Annotated in this window: 19 protein-coding genes; 11 read left to right on the forward strand and 8 right to left on the reverse strand. The window is 41.6% G+C overall.

Annotated elements, in window-relative coordinates:
• The first annotated feature begins 35 nt into the window (after positions 1-35).
• Positions 36-500, forward strand: a complete 465-nt coding sequence (trmL, locus tag QUE46_RS14490) for a tRNA (uridine(34)/cytosine(34)/5-carboxymethylaminomethyluridine(34)-2'-O)-methyltransferase TrmL (RefSeq protein ID WP_286245376.1) — start codon at positions 36-38, stop codon at positions 498-500.
• A gap of 199 nt (positions 501-699) precedes the next feature.
• Here the strand turns inward: trmL and gpsA are convergent, their stop codons facing one another.
• The 4 genes from gpsA to QUE46_RS14510 are packed head-to-tail and all read right to left on the reverse strand — an operon-like array spanning position 700 to position 2,951.
• Positions 700-1,707 (reverse strand): NAD(P)H-dependent glycerol-3-phosphate dehydrogenase, encoded by a 1,008-nt coding sequence (gpsA, locus tag QUE46_RS14495; RefSeq protein ID WP_286245377.1) that lies wholly within the window; start codon positions 1,705-1,707, stop codon positions 700-702.
• A gap of 3 nt (positions 1,708-1,710) precedes the next feature.
• The gene (secB, locus tag QUE46_RS14500) at positions 1,711-2,196 is read right to left on the reverse strand and encodes a protein-export chaperone SecB (protein ID WP_055014740.1); all 486 of its coding nucleotides are present in this window, start codon (positions 2,194-2,196) and stop codon (positions 1,711-1,713) included.
• Positions 2,197-2,230: 34 nt separating this feature from the next.
• Positions 2,231-2,488 (reverse strand): glutaredoxin 3, encoded by a 258-nt coding sequence (gene grxC / locus QUE46_RS14505; RefSeq protein WP_055014739.1) that lies wholly within the window; start codon positions 2,486-2,488, stop codon positions 2,231-2,233.
• 31 nt (positions 2,489-2,519) lie between these two features.
• Positions 2,520-2,951 (reverse strand): rhodanese-like domain-containing protein, encoded by a 432-nt coding sequence (locus tag QUE46_RS14510; protein WP_286245378.1) that lies wholly within the window; start codon positions 2,949-2,951, stop codon positions 2,520-2,522.
• A gap of 268 nt (positions 2,952-3,219) precedes the next feature.
• Here QUE46_RS14510 and gpmM point away from each other — a divergent pair, with 268 nt between their 5' ends.
• Genes gpmM through QUE46_RS14530 form a run of 4 tightly spaced genes read left to right on the forward strand, consistent with a single transcriptional unit; the run spans position 3,220 to position 8,010 of the window.
• Positions 3,220-4,764 (forward strand): 2,3-bisphosphoglycerate-independent phosphoglycerate mutase, encoded by a 1,545-nt coding sequence (gpmM, locus tag QUE46_RS14515; protein WP_286245379.1) that lies wholly within the window; start codon positions 3,220-3,222, stop codon positions 4,762-4,764.
• A gap of 3 nt (positions 4,765-4,767) precedes the next feature.
• Positions 4,768-5,907 (forward strand): murein hydrolase activator EnvC, encoded by a 1,140-nt coding sequence (locus QUE46_RS14520; RefSeq protein WP_286245380.1) that lies wholly within the window; start codon positions 4,768-4,770, stop codon positions 5,905-5,907.
• Positions 5,908-5,943: 36 nt separating this feature from the next.
• Positions 5,944-7,209, forward strand: a complete 1,266-nt coding sequence (locus QUE46_RS14525) for a S41 family peptidase (protein ID WP_286245381.1) — start codon at positions 5,944-5,946, stop codon at positions 7,207-7,209.
• 39 nt (positions 7,210-7,248) lie between these two features.
• Positions 7,249-8,010, forward strand: coding sequence for a divergent polysaccharide deacetylase family protein (locus tag QUE46_RS14530; protein WP_286245382.1), 762 nt, complete (start codon positions 7,249-7,251; stop codon positions 8,008-8,010).
• A 141-nt stretch (positions 8,011-8,151) separates the two neighbouring features.
• Here QUE46_RS14530 and rpoH read toward each other — a convergent pair whose 3' ends face one another.
• The 4 genes from rpoH to ftsY form a co-directional block, all read right to left on the reverse strand.
• Positions 8,152-9,015, reverse strand: coding sequence for an RNA polymerase sigma factor RpoH (gene rpoH / locus QUE46_RS14535; protein ID WP_004588621.1), 864 nt, complete (start codon positions 9,013-9,015; stop codon positions 8,152-8,154).
• 260 nt (positions 9,016-9,275) lie between these two features.
• Positions 9,276-10,262 carry a permease-like cell division protein FtsX gene (ftsX, locus tag QUE46_RS14540; protein ID WP_286245384.1) on the reverse strand — a complete coding sequence of 329 codons (987 nt, stop codon included), beginning with the start codon at positions 10,260-10,262 and terminating at the stop codon, positions 9,276-9,278.
• The gene (gene ftsE, locus QUE46_RS14545; RefSeq protein WP_004588623.1) at positions 10,259-10,936 is read right to left on the reverse strand and encodes a cell division ATP-binding protein FtsE; all 678 of its coding nucleotides are present in this window, start codon (positions 10,934-10,936) and stop codon (positions 10,259-10,261) included. Before ftsE ends, ftsX begins: the two co-directional genes overlap by 4 nt.
• Before the next feature lie 76 nt (positions 10,937-11,012).
• Entirely contained in the window at positions 11,013-12,818 is a 1,806-nt protein-coding gene (gene ftsY, locus QUE46_RS14550; protein ID WP_286245385.1) for a signal recognition particle-docking protein FtsY, read from the reverse strand.
• 207 nt (positions 12,819-13,025) lie between these two features.
• Between ftsY and rsmD the strand changes: the two genes are divergently transcribed.
• The 6 genes from rsmD (at position 13,026) to prmA (ending at position 19,343) form a co-directional block, all read left to right on the forward strand.
• Positions 13,026-13,631 carry a 16S rRNA (guanine(966)-N(2))-methyltransferase RsmD gene (gene rsmD / locus QUE46_RS14555; protein WP_286245386.1) on the forward strand — a complete coding sequence of 202 codons (606 nt, stop codon included), beginning with the start codon at positions 13,026-13,028 and terminating at the stop codon, positions 13,629-13,631.
• 145 nt (positions 13,632-13,776) lie between these two features.
• Positions 13,777-13,992: a 30S ribosomal protein S21 gene (rpsU, locus tag QUE46_RS14560; RefSeq protein WP_002957797.1), complete on the forward strand. Its 216-nt coding sequence runs from the start codon at positions 13,777-13,779 to the stop codon at positions 13,990-13,992.
• 20 nt (positions 13,993-14,012) lie between these two features.
• Positions 14,013-14,459: a GatB/YqeY domain-containing protein gene (locus QUE46_RS14565; RefSeq protein ID WP_004588626.1), complete on the forward strand. Its 447-nt coding sequence runs from the start codon at positions 14,013-14,015 to the stop codon at positions 14,457-14,459.
• A 212-nt stretch (positions 14,460-14,671) separates the two neighbouring features.
• Positions 14,672-16,423, forward strand: coding sequence for a DNA primase (gene dnaG / locus QUE46_RS14570; protein ID WP_286245389.1), 1,752 nt, complete (start codon positions 14,672-14,674; stop codon positions 16,421-16,423).
• A 124-nt stretch (positions 16,424-16,547) separates the two neighbouring features.
• Positions 16,548-18,395 carry an RNA polymerase sigma factor RpoD gene (gene rpoD, locus QUE46_RS14575; RefSeq protein WP_286245390.1) on the forward strand — a complete coding sequence of 616 codons (1,848 nt, stop codon included), beginning with the start codon at positions 16,548-16,550 and terminating at the stop codon, positions 18,393-18,395.
• A 66-nt stretch (positions 18,396-18,461) separates the two neighbouring features.
• Positions 18,462-19,343, forward strand: a complete 882-nt coding sequence (prmA, locus tag QUE46_RS14580; protein ID WP_286245391.1) for a 50S ribosomal protein L11 methyltransferase — start codon at positions 18,462-18,464, stop codon at positions 19,341-19,343.
• The last annotated feature ends 74 nt before the right edge of the window (positions 19,344-19,417 follow it).

The raw sequence follows: 19,417 nt of genomic DNA on the forward strand, positions 1-19,417 counted from the left end.
ACTCGACAAATTATAGATTATTAGAAAGGCGCAATATGCTGGATATCGTTTTATATCAACCTGAAATCCCACCCAATACAGGAAATATCATACGCTTGTGTGCAAACACAGGTTACTCATTACATTTAATTGAACCGTTAGGTTTTGAGTGGGACGATAAGCGAGTAAAACGTGCCGGGCTTGATTACCACGAATTTAGTAATGTTCAGCGCCACGCCTCGTTTGAAGCATACCTTGAAAAATGCCAACCTAAAAAAGTGTATGCATGCACCACTAAAGGCAGCCAACTTCATCACGAAGCGAGTTATGAAGCCGGTGATTGCTTAGTGTTTGGACCCGAAACTCGCGGCCTTCCTGACGATATGATTCAAGCGCTACCTAAAGAACAACGTGTGCGTATTCCTATGCAGGCCAATAGCCGTAGTATGAACCTATCAAATTCGGTTGCTGTATTTATTTACGAATCGTGGCGACAATTAGGGTTTGTTGGAGGCAAGTAATACCATTTTGATTAATTGTTCTATTTTAAGGTTGGAAAAACGTGTTGATAGCCAGGCAAAAACTGGCTATTAAGTTGTTATAAATGAAAATTTTTAACAACGGCAACAACACGTTTAGCCCCGCAAAATGAAATAAGTATTATTGCACATTGCTATAATGCTAGGCTCAACAAATTAAAGCCTAGCAATAAGGCTCGGATTATTCAGCCTTTTGTTCACGACCTAATAGAGCCATAGCAGCTTTTTTCATATCTTTATTTTCATAAAGTACTTGATATATTTGCTCAGTAATGGGCATTTCAACACCGGCGCGTTGTGCTAATAAATATACTTCTTTAGTATTTCTAAAGCCTTCAACAACTTGCCCGATAGACTCAATAGCAGCGTCTACCCCTTCCCCTTTACCCAATGCCAAACCAAAGCGGCGATTGCGAGATTGGTTGTCGGTACAGGTTAATATTAAATCGCCAAGTCCGGCCATCCCCATAAAGGTTTCTTGCTTAGCCCCTAAAGCACAGCCTAAGCGTGTTAGCTCGGCCAAACCACGAGTAATAAGTGCAGTACGGGCATTAGCACCAAACCCCACCCCATCAGACATACCAGCACCAATGGCTATTACATTTTTAACGGCACCACCTAACTGAATACCAATAAAGTCATCGTTGTTGTATACGCGGAACGAGCGCCCACAATGGAGTAAATCTGCAAGTTGCTGTGCAAACTCCGTTGAGGTAGAAGACACGGATATAGCGGTGGGTAAACCCATTGCCATTTCTTTTGCAAAGGTTGGGCCTGATAAAACCGCAAGCGGTATCTCATCACCCAGTTCTTGCAGTGCAACCTCTTGCAGCAAGCGCCCCGTATTTGGCTCAAGCCCTTTTGTTGCCCACGCCACTTGTGCACCTTCAACCAGCGCTGGTTTAATTTGCTGCAATGTATCGGCAAAGGCATGGCTTGGCACAACCACAAGTACAATAGCACTGCTGGCTACGGCTTGTTGTAAATCGGCTTGTAATAATAGAGTGTCAGGGAATGGTACATCAGGAAGGTAACGTTGATTTTTCCGCTCAGCTGCAAGCGTGGCAACGTCGTCGCTATTGCGACCCCAAAGTGTCACTTGGTGACCATTTCGGGCTAAGCAAATAGCAAGAGCGGTGCCATAAGACCCCGCTCCTAATACAGTAACAGCTGAAGTTGCTGTACTCATAAGTTATGCGTCTGCTGAAACCTGCTCAGCTTGCGCAGTACGTTGTTGCATGTATTGTGCAAATAACGCATCAAAGTTCACTGGCGCAAGGTTAAGCTGTGGGAAAGTACCACGGTTAACAAGATTAGATACGGCTTCACGCGCATATGGGAATAACACGTTAGGGCAGTATGCACCTAGCATATGTGCTAGTTGTACTTCTTCAAGCTCGCCAACAGTAAAAATACCGGCTTGTTGAATTTCGCATAAAAACGCAGTTTCTTCACCTATAGAGGCTGTAACAGTTAATGCTAAAACAACTTCAAATACACCTTCGTCGAGCTTATTAGAGCGTGTGTCTAGGTCTAGTTTAACTTCTGGCGTCCATTCTTTTTGAAAAATCGCAGGCGAGTTAGGTGTTTCAAACGATACATCTTTAGTGTAAATACGTTGAATGGCAAATTGTGCGCCACCTTCTTGTGCTGCTGCGTTTTGATTTTCTTCGTTCATTGTGCTTCCTACGTGTTAGTTTTTATAATTAAAATTAAGCATTTAGCTTAGCGTCAAGTTTACCTTGCGCTTCAATAGCCATCATGTCGTCGCAGCCACCGATATGTTCATCATTAATAAAAATTTGCGGTACTGTGCTTGCGCCACCTGCTTTAGTAATCATTTCGTCGCGAAGCTCGGGTTGTACACCAATATCAATATTTGTGTACTCAACGCCTTTGCTGTTTAAAAGTGCAAGAGCACGTTGGCAAAATGGACAATACGCTTTGGTGTATAAAACAACATTACTCATAATAAATCCTCTATCGGTTCTACTAAACTGATTAGCGACCTGTTGTAGTTGGAAGGCTGGCAGATTGCCACGACCCCATACCACCTGATAATACATAAACCGATTCAAAGCCTGCTTTATGCATTGCATTAGCAGTACCTTGTGCAGTCATGCCTGTGGCACATACTAGTATAATGGGTTTACTCTTGTGCTTTTCAAGGCTTGAAAAGTCAGATTGTTTTGCTTTTTCAGGGCTTAAGTGTTCAGCACCGGCAATACGCCCTGCGTTAAATTCTTTTTGAGCACGAATATCAACTACTTTGCCATCTTCACGGTTAATGAGAAGTGTTAATTGCTGTGGGTTTATTTCTCTCACTGCTGAAAACTTACTCTTTATCCAGCCGCTTACAATAAGAAATACAAGACCAACCCAAGCAAGGCTTAAAATAGGATGATTTGTAATAAATTCAATATATTGATCCATTCTACTTCCACTATGAAATTATGTTCTAAACCTAATATTCTAGGTATTTTGTACTTTAGCCACGCAAGTATACCCAAACCAAGTTAAATTGCGAGTTTGCTGCGGTTTAAAAACACATAAAGCGCCCCATATTATAAAAGTAAGAGAAAAATTTAATATCTTGTTTTCAATGCTGATCCTGGCGTTAAAACACGGTATGCTAAAACTAACCAGATAACCTTTTCGGTGCACAGTGCCCATCAACAGGTGCTAATTTTCAGGAGCTATTATGACAGAGCATAAAAAACCACTGGTATTAATGATTTTAGACGGTTGGGGATACCGCGAAGATGAGCAAAGCAATGCAATTCTTGCTGCCAACACTCCCGTTTTAGATAACCTATGGGCAACCCGCCCACGCACATTAATTTCAGGCTCAGGTTTAGATGTGGGCTTACCTGAAGGGCAAATGGGTAACTCAGAAGTAGGCCATGTAAATTTAGGGGCCGGCCGAATTGTTTATCAAGACTTTACTCGCATTACTAAAGCAATTAACGATGGCGAATTTGACTCAACCCCTGCACTTGTTGAAAACATCGATAAAGCAGTAGCAGCAGGTAAGGCTGTGCATATTATGGGTTTATTAAGCCCAGGCGGTGTTCACAGCCATGAAGATCATATTGTTGCAAGTATTCAATTGGCTGCTAAGCGCGGTGCAAAAGAAGTGTATTTTCATGGCTTTTTAGATGGCCGCGATACACCACCGCGCAGTGCTAAAGCATCAATAGAGCGTATAGAAGCCTTATTTGCTGAGCTAAATTGTGGTCGCTTAGCGTCACTTGTAGGCCGTTATTACGCCATGGACAGAGACAATCGTTGGAACCGTGTAGAAAAAGCCTACAATGTAATGACGCTAGGTGAAGGCGAGTTTAACTATGCTGATGGCGTATCGGCATTAGAAGCCGCTTATGAGCGCGACGAAAACGATGAGTTTGTAGCACCAACCACAATCACACCACAAGGTACTGAAGCTGCACAAATTAATGACGGTGACACCGTTATTTTTGCTAACTTTAGAGCCGACCGTGCCCGTGAAATAACCCGCGCCTTTGTAGAGCCAGAGTTTGATGGTTTCACCAAGAAAAAATCACCTCAGCTAAGCGCATTTGTAATGATGACAGAATATGCAGCTGATATTGATGCCCCAGTCGCATTTGGCCCTACCCCACTGGTGAACGTATTAGGTGAATGGCTTGAAAAGAACGGCAAAACACAACTGCGTATTTCTGAAACAGAAAAATACGCCCATGTTACGTTTTTCTTTAGTGGCGGACGCGAAGATGAATTTGAAGGTGAATCTCGTGAGTTAATTCCTTCGCCACAGGTTGCAACTTACGACTTACAACCAGAAATGAATTCAGAAATGCTGACCGATAAACTTATTGAAGCTATTAAAAGCGGTAAGTTTGATGCCATTATTTGTAATTACCCAAATGGTGACATGGTAGGTCACTCTGGTGTATTTGAAGCTGCAGTTAAAGCTTGTGAAGCTGTTGATGCGTGTATAGGTCGAGTAGTAGAAGCGCTAGCTGAGTATGGCGGTGAAGCGCTTATCACAGCCGATCACGGGAATGCAGAGCAAATGGCCAATGCCACTACAGGTCAAGCACATACAGCTCACACCAGCGAGCCAGTGCCATTTATTTATGTAGGGCGCGATGCAACTCCGAGCGAAGGTAAAGCACTAAGTGATGTAGCGCCTACAATGTTACACCTTATGGGCATGGAGCAACCAAGCGAAATGACCGGCACGCCAATCATGACGTTGAAATAACACATGAGCAAACCAGTAAATTGGTTTAGTGTTTATACATTGGTATTGGCTTCGTTAGTGGTTGCACCTGCAACCGCTAACGAAAACCGCACTAAAAAAGACCTATCAGAAGTGCAATCTGCATTAGAGCAAAGCCAAGCAGAGTACAACGCACAACGAAAAAAAATTGCCGCACTGCAAAAAAACTTAAAAAAACACGAGCTAGAAATAGCTAAAAATGCCAAAGCCCTCAATATGGCTGAGCAATCAGTAACAGAAACCGAGCAAAAACAACAAGCACAACAACAAAAAGCACAGCAATTAAAAGCGCAACATGCAAAATTTCAAGCTGTTTTAGCGGCCCAGCTAAAAAGTGCTTACATGGCTGGGGGCGACGACTACCCCAAAATGTTGTTAAACCAGCAAGACACGGCTAAATTTGAGCGTACACTAAGCTATTACAACTATTTAAATAAAGCACGCATAGAGCAAATTGAAGAACTTAAAGTACTGCAGCAGCAAATTGCAGATAACCAAGTCGCACTTGCCAAAACCAAACAAAAATTAGCCGCTTTATTCGAAGAACAAAAAAGACGCCAAAACGCGCTAGTAAATGCACAAAGTGAGCGCCAAACTAATCTTAAAAACTTACAAGCGCAGCTTAATAGTACTAAAAGCTCGATTAACTACTTAAAAGACAACGAGCAAACATTAATCACCACCATTGAAGAACTTGAACAAGAAAAAACTCAAAAAATTGAATTACTCGGTCTTAATAAAAGTAAAGGCAAGCTTAATTGGCCCAGCAAAGGCAAGCTAAAACACACATTTGGTCAACGCAAACATGGCGGCATAGACTGGAAAGGCGTGTTAATTGGTGCTAAAGAAGGCACTAATGTGAACAGTATTAATAATGGCCAAGTTGTATTTGCAGATTGGCTTAAAGGCTTTGGCTGGGTTATTGTAGTTGATCATGGTGAGGGCTTTATGAGCCTGTATGGGCATGCACAAACGCTATTAAAAGATGTGGGTGACATGGTTCGAGAAGGCGAAACGTTGGCATTAGTAGGTCAAAGCGGCGGGCAGTCGAGTTCTGGTCTATACTTTGAAATACGCCACAAAGGACGCGCAGTAAATCCTGTTAAATGGTGCAGACGTATTTAAGTGAATAAAACAGCTGCACCGCATTAGGAGCAGCTGATGACTCAAAAAATACCACAAACACGCTCATTTCCCTCTTCTCGTACGCGCTATTCGTTTTTTTTGTGCGCACTTGTATGTATTGCTGCTTTTAGTTTTAGTAACTCGTTACTTGCCAGCTCAATTAAAGATCTTAAAAGTCAGCAGATATCTGAAATACTTTTTAATATTCAAGCCTATTATGTTGATGACTTATCAGTTACTAAAAATGCACAAAGTACCTTTAACAATCAGCAGGTAGAAATTTTACTCGACCAGCTCGACCCCTACTCGAAATACCTCAACGAAGATGAACTAGACGCCCTATTTAATAACACTAATGGTCATTACACTGGTGTGGGTATTGAAGTGAAAGACATTGAGAGCGAGATAACTATTATTGGTGTAGTTAAAAACTCCCCAGCACAAAAGGCTGGTATTTTAGCGGGTGATATTATTGTTAGTGTTAATAATACAAACACGCAAACACATAGCTTAGAGCAAGTAGCCGCGTTGATAAAAGATACCCGCTTTAACACAGTACAGCTAACAATAAAGCGCATAGGGCAGCAGCAACCACTTAGCTTTTTGGTAAATCGCAAAGAAATAAATTTAGAAAGCGCCACAAGCCAATTACTCGACTCAGGCATGGGGTATTTAGCCATTAATACTTTTTCTAATCACACCCTACATGAAGTGGCGCTGCAGGTAGCTGCACTTAAAAATGATTATCGCATGCCACTTAAAGGGTTAGTGATTGATTTACGTGACAACCCCGGTGGTACTTTACAAAGCGCAGTGGCGGTAGCGGATCTATTTTTACAAAGTGGCACTATAGTAACCACTAAAGGGCGCTACTACGACGCTAATCAAGCCTACTACGCTAAACGAGGCGACATACTCAAAGGCATACCTATTGTGGTACTTATTAATGAAAATTCAGCCTCTGCGGCTGAAATACTCGCAGCCGCTTTAAAAGACAATAAGCGCGCCACTGTGGTTGGTAACCAGTCTTATGGTAAAGGCTCGGTGCAATCTTTGATCCCACTTGGTGATGGTAATACAGCGCTAAAATTAACAACTGCTAAGTACTTTACACCAGCAGGCGTATCGATTGAAGGCGTAGGAGTTACCCCTGATGTAGCAATTGCACAAGCAACCCTTCCACAATCAAATAAAGCCGTTATAATAAAAAATGAACAGAACAAAAATGCACCACAATTTGAACATGAAATACTAGGCGACTTGCAGTTAGTAAAAGCTAAGCAATTACTTAGCATGCAATAGTAAATCTCAATAAATAAAAAGATAATAAAAACTATAAACGTGAAAATAACAAAATGGCTGTTGTTGGTTATTTGCTTTGTATCTAGCACTGCTTGGGCAAAGCAAATAGCCATCGTAATTGATGATATTGGCTATCATCAGCGAGATTTAGAATTTCTTACTTTACCAGGGCAATTGTCGTATTCAATTTTGCCCCACACACCCTACTCTCAAATTTTTGCCACGCTTGCCAGCCAAGCAAATAAAGAGCTTTTATTGCATGTGCCAATGCAGGCCTTAAACGGCAAAGCACTCGGGCCTGGTGGGCTTACTGTTGATATGGACAAAGAACAACTGCAAAAAACTTTAGGTACTGCACTGGCAAGTTTACCGCAAGTAAAAGGGGTTAATAACCACATGGGGTCGGCACTCACCCAGCAAAGCCAAGCTATGAAGTGGACTATGGAAGTACTGAAAAAACGTAACTTATTTTTTTTAGATAGCCGGACTACCGACTTAAGCCAAGCGCAAAATGCGGCAAATTTTATCGGGGTTGAAAATATTGGCCGCCATGTGTTTTTAGACAACATAACCACACATGAGCAGCTGCAGCAAAGGCTGGAGGAGCTAAAATATAAAGCGACTAAGCATCACTTTGCCATTGCGATTGCCCACCCCTACCCAGAAACCATCGACTTTTTACGCCAGGCACTGCCTAAGCTCACCGAGCAAGGTTTTGAATTAGTCCCGGTATCGCAATTAGTACATAAAAAGTATATACAATTAGCACAGGCGCAAGGAAAAGGGATCAACGCTAGGTAGCTACGGGTGGCCTTTTAAGCGCATTTAAGTCATACAAGTAAGCTCGCAAAAGAAAAAACGTCGATCAAAATACTTACAGCCACAAAGCAAAAGCCCCGCATATTTATGCAGGGCTTTTAAAGTTTCAAATTTTTTGCGCTATTAGCTCATAGCACTTTGCAGCTTTTTCATCGCTGTTTTTTCTAGCTGGCGAACACGCTCAGCAGATACACTGTACTTTTCTGCAAGCTCTTGAAGTGTTGCTTTGTCATCAGACAACCAGCGCGCACTTACAATGTCTTGCGAGCGTTCATCTAGCGTTTTAAGTGCGCTAAATAAACGAGTATGTGACTGCTCTTGCCATTGTTGCTGCTCAATATCGTCAGCTAAATCGGCAGAGCCATCTGTTAAATATTGTACTGGTGAATACGTACTTGTTGGCGCGTCGTCGTTATCGTCGCCCGTTAAGTCAAAGCCCATGTCTTGGCCGCTCATGCGCGATTCCATTTCACGAACTTCTTTTTCACTCACACCTAGCTCATTCGCTACAGTGCTCACTTCTGCTTGGTTAAACCAACCTAAACGTTTTTTGTTTTTACGAAGATTAAAAAACAATTTACGTTGCGCTTTAGTGGTCGCAACTTTTACGATGCGCCAGTTTTTAAGCACAAACTCATGAATTTCTGCTTTAATCCAATGAACAGCAAACGATACTAAGCGTACACCCACACTTGGGTCAAAGCGCTTAACGGCTTTCATCAGGCCTATATTGCCCTCTTGGATTAAATCGGCTTGTGGCAAACCATACCCCGAGTAGCTTTTAGCAATATGTGCTACAAAGCGTAAATGCGACATAATGAGTTGCTTTGCAGCACTAAGATCGCCTTCTTCTTGAAGTCGTGTTGCTAGCTCTTTCTCTTGTTCAGCTTTAAGCATAGGAATTGTGCTAACCGCTTGAAGGTAGCCGTCCATGCTTGCGCTTTGTTGCCCAACTGTAAGTGCCATTGCGTATAAATCTTTACTCATTTTTCACCTCGGTGATAAACATTTGAAACCATCTTAGCACTCTTTCTCTAAGAGTGCTAACCCCAATTTAAAACTTTTTTTAAGAGTAAATCAAGTGGTTTTTTAGCGTATGTTAAGTCTACTACATACGGCTGAATAAGTGATGAACTAAGGGATTGCTAGAGATTAGCGTAAGCGTAACAGTGCATTTACAACTAATCTCATTTGAGGATAATAATATACAAACATGACATTTTTGAGTCAGTCATTAGCAGGCATATTTACACTTTGTCTGGCTCAATTTCTTTAATATATCGGTTAACCGATAAGTAAGAACCAATAAAGCCTAAGCTAGTTGCAAGTAAAACTAATGCCCCAAACTCATTAAGCGTTAAACCAATTAACGAAAAGCTTGTTTGATACACGCCCGCAACGCTGCTTACTGCACTAGTTAACCACCACATCATTAAGGCAATACAAATAAATGCAAACAAGCCCCCTATAACGCCATACCAAATGCCGGTCCACAAAAATGGAGCGTGTATAAACGTATTAGTAGCTCCCACTAGCTTCATTACTTGTATTTCTTCTTTTTTATCCATAATCGATAAACGAATTGTATTACCAATAATAAGTGTAACGGATGTAAGAAGTAATAAAGCAATTGTGATAACGCTTTCTTTTAATAAATCTAATAATGCATTTAGGCGCTCAAGCCAGGCAATATCAAGCTTACCAAAGTCTACTTCGCGCTCGCTTTCAAGTTTAGTAAGCAGTGCTTTAGCTGCATTGGGCTGGCGATGTCGTTTAGTAGGTGTCACTAATACAACATCGGGTAGCGGGTTGCTATCTAGGTATTCTAAAGCTTGTCCAAACCCCGACACATCTTTAAATTCAGTTAGTGCTTGCTGCTTAGAAATAAATTCAACACTGTCTACCTCGGCGTAAAGTGCTAAACGCTTTACTAAGGTTTGTGTTTCTTGCTCGCTCATACTTTCTTTTACAAAAAGCGATATTTCACTGGCTTCTTCAAACCCGCTACTAACTTGTTGTACATTTTTTACGACTAAATACAGCGTAGCAGGTAATGTTAAACTTAGGCCAAGTACAGCAATTGTCATTAATGAAGCAAGTGGCGTACGCCACATTTCACCTAAGCTGTGCACCCCTTGGCGAAAAATATTAATAATAAAAAAATAACCACCCGCTATGGCTGATTTTTTTTGTTTATCGTTTGAGTTTTGGCGCCCTTTAAATAACAAACTCACAGTGTCCCCTCCGCAAGTGGGTCTTCAAGCATACGGCCATCTTTTAAAGTCAGGCTACGGTATTTTAAACGCGACACTAAACCAAGGTCGTGCGTTGCTATAAGTACTGTCGTACCGTGTTTATTAAAATCTTCAAATAGCCTTAATATTTCCATAGAGAGCTCAGGGTCAAGGTTACCCGTTGGTTCATCGGCCAATAAAATAGGCGGAGAATTTACAATTGCTCTGGCAATGCCTACGCGTTGCTGCTCACCACCAGAGAGTGTAGAAGGATGGCATTTAACTTTATCTAGCAACCCTACTTTATCTAGCGCACCATGAACTCGTTTAGCTATTTGCTTATGATGGGTGCCTTCAATAATCAACGGCAGTGCCACGTTATCAAACACAGTGTAGCGCTCTAACAAACGATGATTTTGAAAAATAATACCAATATCGCGTCGCGCATAAGGAATTTGCCGAGAATTAACTTTATTTAAATCAACTCCATTAATTAACACGTTTCCTGCAGAGGGGCGCTCCATTAAGCTAATGAGCTTTAATAAGGTACTTTTACCTGCACCACTGTGACCGGTTAAAAAAGCCAACTCGCCAGGCTTAATATGAAATGTAACTTTTTCGAGAGCGCGATGCCCACCCGGATAGGTTTTACTTACTTGCTGAAAATTTATCATTATTTATTGTGCCAGCCCCAAAATAGTAAATTGGAATTCCTTGCAATTAAAAAGGGAGCAAGCTCCCTTTTATAAATTATACATCACCCTCGTCTTGGCTAAATAACGCATCAATAAAGTCGTCGCTCTTAAACGCACGCAAGTCATCAATACCTTCTCCTACACCAATGTAACGAATAGGAATATTAAATTTATCTGCAACCGCAAATATAACCCCACCTTTAGCCGTACCATCAAGTTTTGAAAGAGTAATACCAGTTAAACCAACACACTGGTTAAATAAGTTTACTTGGCTAATTGCATTTTGACCTGTACCAGCATCAATGGTTAGCATAACTTCATGCGGTGCATCGGGGTCAATTTTCTTCATTACACGCGCTATTTTTTCAAGCTCTTGCATTAAGTTGTCTTTATTTTGCAAGCGCCCTGCTGTATCGGCAATTAATACATCTACATTACGCGCTTTAGCGGCTTGAAACGCATCAAATACAACCGATGCGCTATCTGCACCTGTGTGCTGAGCAATAACCGGAATACTATTACGCTCACCCCAAACCTGAAGTTGCTCAACAGCAGCAGCACGGAATGTGTCACCTGCGGCTAACATAACCGACTTACCTTCATTCTGAAATTGTTTAGCAAGCTTACCTATGGTGGTTGTTTTACCAACACCGTTTACGCCTACCATTAAAATAACAAATGGTTTTTTATCTGCGTTTATCTCTAGTGGTTGCTCTGCCGTTTTAAGCATAGCGGCCATTTCTTGTTTCATTAACTCATAAAGTGCATCACCATCTTTTAGCTGCTTACGATCAGCGGCATCAGTCAGGCTATCAATTAGCTTCATGGTGGTATCAACACCTAAATCGGCGGTGAGAAGCTGAGTTTCAAGATCTTCAAAAAGATCATCGTCTATTTTTTTACCGCTAAAAATAGAGGCAAAGCCCGAACCTATGTTTACGCGGGTTTTTAATAAGCCCTTTTTAAGACGGGAGAAAAAGCCTTCTTTTTTAGGCTTTTCGGTAAGTTTAGCTTCTTCTTTTGCCAGTTCGGCCGTTAGGCGCTCTTGCTCTAATCGCTCAGCCTCTGCTTGTTCTGCTGCAATGCGCTGCTGCTCTAAACGTTCAGCTTCTGCTTGCTCTGCTGCAATACGCTGTTGCTCTAAACGCTCAGCTTCTGCTTGTTCTGCTGCAATACGCTGTTGCTCTAAACGCTCAGCTTCTGCTTGCTCTGCTGCAATACGTTCTTGCTCTAAACGCTCAGCTTCTGCCTGTTCTGCTGCAATACGCTGTTGCTCTAAACGCTCAGCTTCTGCTTGCTCTGCTGCAATACTTTCTTGCTCTAGACGCTCAGCTTCAGCTTGTTCTGCTGCAATACGTTCTTGCTCTAAACGCATTTGCGCTTCTTGCTCTGCCAAACGAGCGGCTTGTGCTTGTTGTTGCGCCTGTGCTTCAGCTTGGTCTTTTGCAAGTAACTCAGCGTTGGCTTTTTCAATTGCTAATTTTTCATCTTGCTCAGCTTGCTCGCGCTCTGTGTCTAAACGTTGTTGCTCAGCTCGCTGTGCAGCCATGCGCTCTTGCTCTAAACGCATTTGCGCTTCTTGCTCAGCTAAACGCGCAGCTTGTGCTTGTTGCTGCGCCTGTGCTTCGGCTTGCTCTTTTGCAAGCAACTCTGCATTAGCCTTTTCAATTGCTAAACGCTCTTCTTGTGCTTTTTCAGCAGCAATACGTGCTTGTTCTTCACGCTCTGCTTCGGCCTTTTCTGCCGCTAAGCGCTCAGATTCTTGTTGCTGAGCTAATGCCTGTTGTTTATCAGCTTCTGCTTGTTTTTTATCTGACTTACCAAAACCGAGCCAAGACATGAATTTACTTTTTTTTGCCATACTTGCTAATAACCACTTATAAAAATCTGATAAACTAAAAATTGAAATAGCTTGGTGTGGCTCAGCAATGCGTGCTGGCCAAACAACCGTTCAAAACGTAAGTGCTAAATAGTAACACTTTTAATGCGGTTGAAAAATGAAGCTAAACGTAAACTACGCACAATATTATCTGAGCTAGATCCCTTATACCATTTTTTAGTGACCTAAATGAGAAAAAAAACAACGAAAAATAAAGCAATTAGCAAACCTAAAGACGGCTTTATTAGAGTAATAAGTGGGCAATTTCGTGGCCGTAAACTGCCAGTAAAAAATGTAGCAGGGCTACGCCCAACAACAGACCGCATTAAAGAAACCGTGTTTAATTGGTTAATGCAAGACACGCGCGATGCAACCGTACTAGATTGCTTTGCAGGCTCTGGCGGGCTTGGCTTTGAAGCGCTTTCTCGGTTTGCTAAAAGTACAACATTTATCGAGTTAGATTTATCAGCTGCGAAGCAAATCGAACAAAACATTAGCACTTTAAAGCTAGAAAATGCACAGGTTAAACACACAAACTCTTTAACTTTTTTAGAGCAAAAAAATGTAAATGAACCTTTTGATTTAGTTTTTGTTGACCCCCCTTTTCGTAAAAATTTAGCGCAAAGTAGCTGTAATTTATTAGAAAATAACCAGTGGCTTAGCGAAGATGCACTCATTTATGTTGAAGTTGAAACCGAGTTAACTGAGTTTTCACCACCAAGTAACTGGCTGTTAATTAAAGAAAAAAAGGCAGGCCAAGTGTTTTGTAGATTGTATCAACGCCAAGTAAATTAGCACTATTTTAGCTGCTGCATTTCTGTTAATATTATCCTTTACATGTGGTGTTGCTTCGGATTACAATACCGCACCATTTTTGAACCACTTGATCAATGTTTGATCAACTTGAGCAACGCTCATAATTTAGGTAGGTGAATTTTTAATGCCAGTAATTAAAGTAAGAGAGAACGAACCGTTTGACGTAGCACTTCGTCGCTTCAAGCGTTCATGTGAAAAAGCAGGTATCCTTTCAGAAGTTCGTCGTCGCGAGCACTATGAAAAGCCAACAGCTGAGCGTAAGCGTAAAAAAGCTGCAGCGGTTAAGCGTCACATGAAGAAGCTTTCTCGCGATAACGCACGTCGCGTTAAATTATACTAATAGTATTAGGTCTTGTATAAATGAGCCTTTTAATAACGCTAAAAGATGCGCAAAAAGATGCGATGAGAGCAAAAGACAAACAACGTCTTAACCCTATTCGCATGGTGCTTGCCGCAATTAAGCAACGTGAGATTGACGAGCAAATAACACTAGACGACGCAGGTATTACCTCCGTTATAGTAAAGCTTGTTAAACAACGTCGTGATTCTTACACTCAGTACAAAGATGCTGGGCGTGAAGATTTAGCCGAAATTGAAGCCAATGAGATCGCAGCACTAGAAACTTTTTTACCTCAACAATTGAGTGAAGAAGAAATAGTTGCCCTTATTGATGCGGCTATTGCTGATACTAATGCAGCAGGTATGCAAGACATGGGTAAAGTAATGGGCATAATCAAAAGCAAAGCCGAAGGACGTGCCGATATGGGCAAGCTTTCTGGTTTAATTAAGCAACGATTAACAGCCTAATACTCCCACATACACAAAGTATGATTAAAGCAAACCGAGCCTAGTGCTCGGTTTCTTCGTTTAAGTATACAAACAAAACGTTTTAAATAATGCTCATGCATGTAATAGCAATTCGCAATAATGTAGCTTTTTAGCTTACCGTTACCCCTTTTATAAATGCGCGCATTGTGTTGAAATTACACCTCACCAATTGTTAGGACTACTTACAAAACATGGCTGGAAAGATCCCACGAAATTTTATTGACGATTTACTCGCCAGAACAGATATTGTAGAGCTAATAGACTCTAAAGTTGGTCTTAAAAAAGCAGGCAAAGACTACCAAGCTTGCTGCCCTTTTCACAACGAAAAATCCCCCTCGTTTACTGTTTCTCAAGATAAACAGTTTTACCACTGCTTTGGCTGTGGTGCTAATGGCAATGCTATTTCGTTTGTTATGGAATACGACAAGCTTGAATTTGTTGATGCCATAGAAGAGCTCGCAAGCCTTTTAAATTTAGACGTTCCTCGCGAGAAAGGCACTAGCTCAGCACCTGAACGAACGGCTGCACAAAAGCGCTCAGATTACGACTTAATGCTACACACAGCACGCTTTTACCAGCATCAATTAAAGCACCATAGTAACTCTGCTGCGGTAATTGATTATGTAAAAGGGCGTGGTTTAAGTGGTGAAACCGTTAAAAAATTTATGATAGGTTATGCACCTAGCGAATGGGAAGCGCTGTGCCAACAGCTTGGCCGAACAAAAGAGCAAAAAGAACAACTGGTAGAGCTCAAGCTTGCCTCGGAAAAAACACCAGGCAGACAGTTTGATTTTTTCCGCGATCGGTTAATGTTCCCTATTCGTGATAAACGTGGCCGTGTTATCGCCTTTGGTGGGCGTGTAATGCAAGCCGACCAAGGGCCAAAATACCTAAACTCACCAGAGACCCGTATTTTTCATAAAGGTTTTGAACTCTATGGCCTTTACGAAGCAAAACAAGCGCATAAAAAGCTCGAACATGTACTTATTGTAGAAGGTTACATGGACGTGGTTGCACTTGCAGAGCAAGGTATTGAATATGCCGTAGCCGCGCTTGGCACCGCTACAACAAGCGAGCATATGCATACGCTATTTAGAACCACCGACAAAGTTATTTGCTGTTACGATGGCGACAGAGCTGGCCGCGACGCTGCATGGCGAGCACTAGAAAATGCCCTGCCCTACTTGAACGATGGCAAAGCATTACACTTTGTATTTTTACCTGACGGCGAAGACCCTGATTCACTGGTTCAGCAAGAAGGTAAAACGCAATTTGAGCAGCGCTTAAACCAAGCTGATGATTTTACCAAAGTGTTATTTAATAAGCTTAGCCAAGAAGTAGACCTAACACTCGACTCAGGCAAAGCTAAGCTGTTAAGTGCCGCTTTGCCGTTAATTGAAAAAATTCCGAGTGAATTTTATCAAGAAAATATTTTAGAGCAGCTAGGGCGTTTGATTGGTCGAACTCGTGAGCAACTTAATAGTCGCTTAAAAACACCAAAGCAACAACACGCTGTTGAGCGAAAATTTAAAATTACCCCAATGCGCCAAGCCATTGGTATTTTAATTCAGCACCCGCAATTAGCTAAAAGCGTGCCCTATTTGCCAGAATTAGCGCAAATGAACATCGCAGGTATTGGTTTACTACTGCGTTTACAAGAGCGTGCATTGCAAAAAGACAATGCTAACACCGCGGTTTTACTCGAATCATTTAGGGATTCAGAAGATTACGAACCGCTAGTAAAGCTTGCTACATGGCAGCACCAAATTAGTGATGAGCGTTTAGAGACTGTTTTTCAAAATACTTTTAAATTTATTGAAGATCAGTGTTTAAATTATCGACTAGAGACCCTATTAATAAAGGACAAGACACAGGGCTTATCAAGTGATGAAAAACTAGAATGTCATTTACTTATGACGGCGCTAAAAGCGAGTAACAGCTAGTCAGACTTGATTTAAACTGTTATACTGTGCTATTCACTGCGTCACATTATTAAAGTTAGTTAAAAGGCTAACTCTATGATGACGCCTGTTGTATCAACTTATCAGAGTGGAAGAAACAATCTCTATGGATCCAACTCCTCAGTCACAATTAAAACTTCTGATTCAAAAAGGTAAAGAGCAAGGCTATTTAACTTTTGCTGAAGTAAATGATCACCTTCCACAAGACATCATCGACTCAGATCAAGTAGAAGATATCATTAGCATGATTAATGACATGGGTATCAAGGTTAGCGAAAATGCGCCTGATGCTGATGAATTAATGATGCAAGAAACCACGACAGACGAAGACGCAGCAGAAGCTGCTGCTGCAGCCCTTGCAACTGTAGAAAAAGAAATTGGCCGTACAACTGACCCTGTCCGCATGTACATGCGTGAGATGGGTACTGTTGAACTTCTTACACGTGAAGGCGAAATTGTAATCGCTAAGCGCATTGAAGAAGGTATCAACCAGGTACAAATTTCTGTTGCCGAATACCCTGAAGCGATTACTTACCTACTTGAACAGTGGGATAAGTTTGAAGCAGAAGAAATGCGCTTAAGCGACATTATTTCAGGCTTTTTCGATCCTAACGAAGACGAAGCGCAAATCTCAGCAACGCACATTGGCTCTGAATTAAGTGAAGAACAACTTGATGAAGACGATGATGACGATGACAAAGACAGCGATGACGATGAAGACGAAGAAGAAGTAGATACAGGCCCAGATCCTGAAGAAGCCCGTATTCACTTTGAAAACTTGCGTGATTTATACATTAAAGCGCGCACTACCTTTGACGAAAAAGGGCGTTCGCATCCAGATTCTCAAGCCGCTATTTTTGAAATCGGCGAGCTTTTTAGAACGTTTAAATTAGTACCAAAACAGTTTGATCGCATGGTTAACAACATGCGTGAAATGATGGACAGAGTTCGTGTGCAAGAACGTCTCATCATGAAGCAAGCGGTACAAATTGCTAAGCTACCTAAGAAAACGTTTATTAAGCATTTTGCTAATAACGAAACTGACACAGCGTGGCTAGACCTAGAAATTAATGCTAACGAAAAGCACTCAGCTAAACTTGAAGAAGTGAAGCCTGAAATTATTCGTTGCATCCAAAAGCTATGTGTAATTGAAGAAAGCACAGGCTTAAGCATTGAACGTATTAAAGACATTAACCGTCGTATGAGCATTGGTGAAGCAAAAGCGCGCCGTGCGAAAAAAGAAATGGTTGAAGCTAACTTACGTCTTGTAATCTCAATTGCTAAAAAATACACAAACCGTGGTTTACAGTTCTTAGATTTAATCCAAGAAGGTAACATTGGCTTGATGAAAGCGGTAGATAAGTTTGAATACCGCCGTGGTTATAAGTTTTCTACTTATGCTACGTGGTGGATTCGCCAAGCGATTACCCGCTCAATTGCTGACCAAGCAAGAACAATCCGTATTCCGGTACATATGATAGAAACGATTAATAAACTTAACCGTATTTCTCGTCAAATGTTACAAGAAATGGGTCGTGAGCCAAATCCTGAAGAATTAGCTGAGCGCATGATGATGCCTGAGGATAAAATCCGTAAGGTACTTAAAATTGCCAAAGAGCCAATTTCGATGGAAACACCAATCGGTGATGATGAAGATTCGCACTTAGGTGACTTTATCGAAGATACCACTATTGATTCGCCAATCGACTCGGCAACAATGGAATCGCTTCGTGGCGCAACAAACGATGTACTCGCAGGCCTTACAGCCCGTGAAGCCAAAGTACTACGTATGCGTTTTGGTATTGATATGAATACCGACCACACCTTAGAAGAAGTTGGTAAACAGTTTGACGTAACACGTGAGCGTATTCGTCAAATAGAAGCGAAAGCACTGCGTAAATTACGCCACCCTTCTCGCTCTGACTTACTAAAAAGCTTTTTAGACGCTAAATAATTTAGCGCTTTATATAAACTAAAAAGGCCGCTGTAGCGGCCTTTTTTCTATTTAAAGGAAACAACCATGGCTTGGATCCAAATCCGTATTAATGCTAATGCTGCTACCGCAGATGCAGTAAGTGACTTATTAATGGAAGCAGGCAGCGCCTCTGTTACTTTTATTGACGCAAAAGATACACCTATTTATGAGCCTAAAATTGGCACCGTTGAGTTTTGGGCCGATACCACCGTAATTGGTCTATTTGAAGCCAGTCACGATATGAATGCGGTCATTGCATTGCTTAAGCGCCATGATGAAATTAAAGACTCATTAGTATATAAAATTGAGCAACTCGAAGATAAAGACTGGGAACGAGAGTGGATGGATAACTTTCACCCAATCCAGTTCGGCGAAAAACTGTGGATATGCCCAAGCTGGCGTGACATTCCAGACCCTGATGCAGTTAATGTATTGCTCGACCCTGGCCTTGCATTTGGTACGGGGACCCATGCAACAACAGCACTGTGCCTTAAATGGCTAGAAAGCCAAGATTTACGGGGTAAAACCGTAGTGGATTTTGGTTGTGGATCGGGCATTTTAGGCATTGCAGCCATTAAACTGGGTGCAGAGCGCATGATTGGCATTGATATTGACCCGCAAGCGCTTGAAGCAAGCTTAGATAACGCACAGCGTAATGGCGTAGCCGATAAGCTTGAGGTATACCTACCTGAAAACCAACCTGAGTTTAGTGCTGATATTGTAGTGGCGAATATTTTAGCGCAACCGCTACGTGAGCTTCACAATGTAATTTTGGGATTGCTTAAGCCTGGTGGCAAAATTGCTATGTCGGGCATATTAGAAGAGCAAGCCCAATCGGTTGCCGATATTTACGCACCGTTTATTGAACTTGACGATATTGCCCTAGAGGGTGATTGGACCCGTGTAAGCGGTACAAAAAATAGCTAGCCACGTACATTTATAAATTTAGAGTTTTAACTCAAAACTTGCATGTAAAGCCTGTATTTAACAGGCTTTACTAT

Origin of the sequence: Pseudoalteromonas sp. MM1, from assembly GCF_030296835.1 — a bacterium.
Classification (GTDB): domain Bacteria; phylum Pseudomonadota; class Gammaproteobacteria; order Enterobacterales; family Alteromonadaceae; genus Pseudoalteromonas.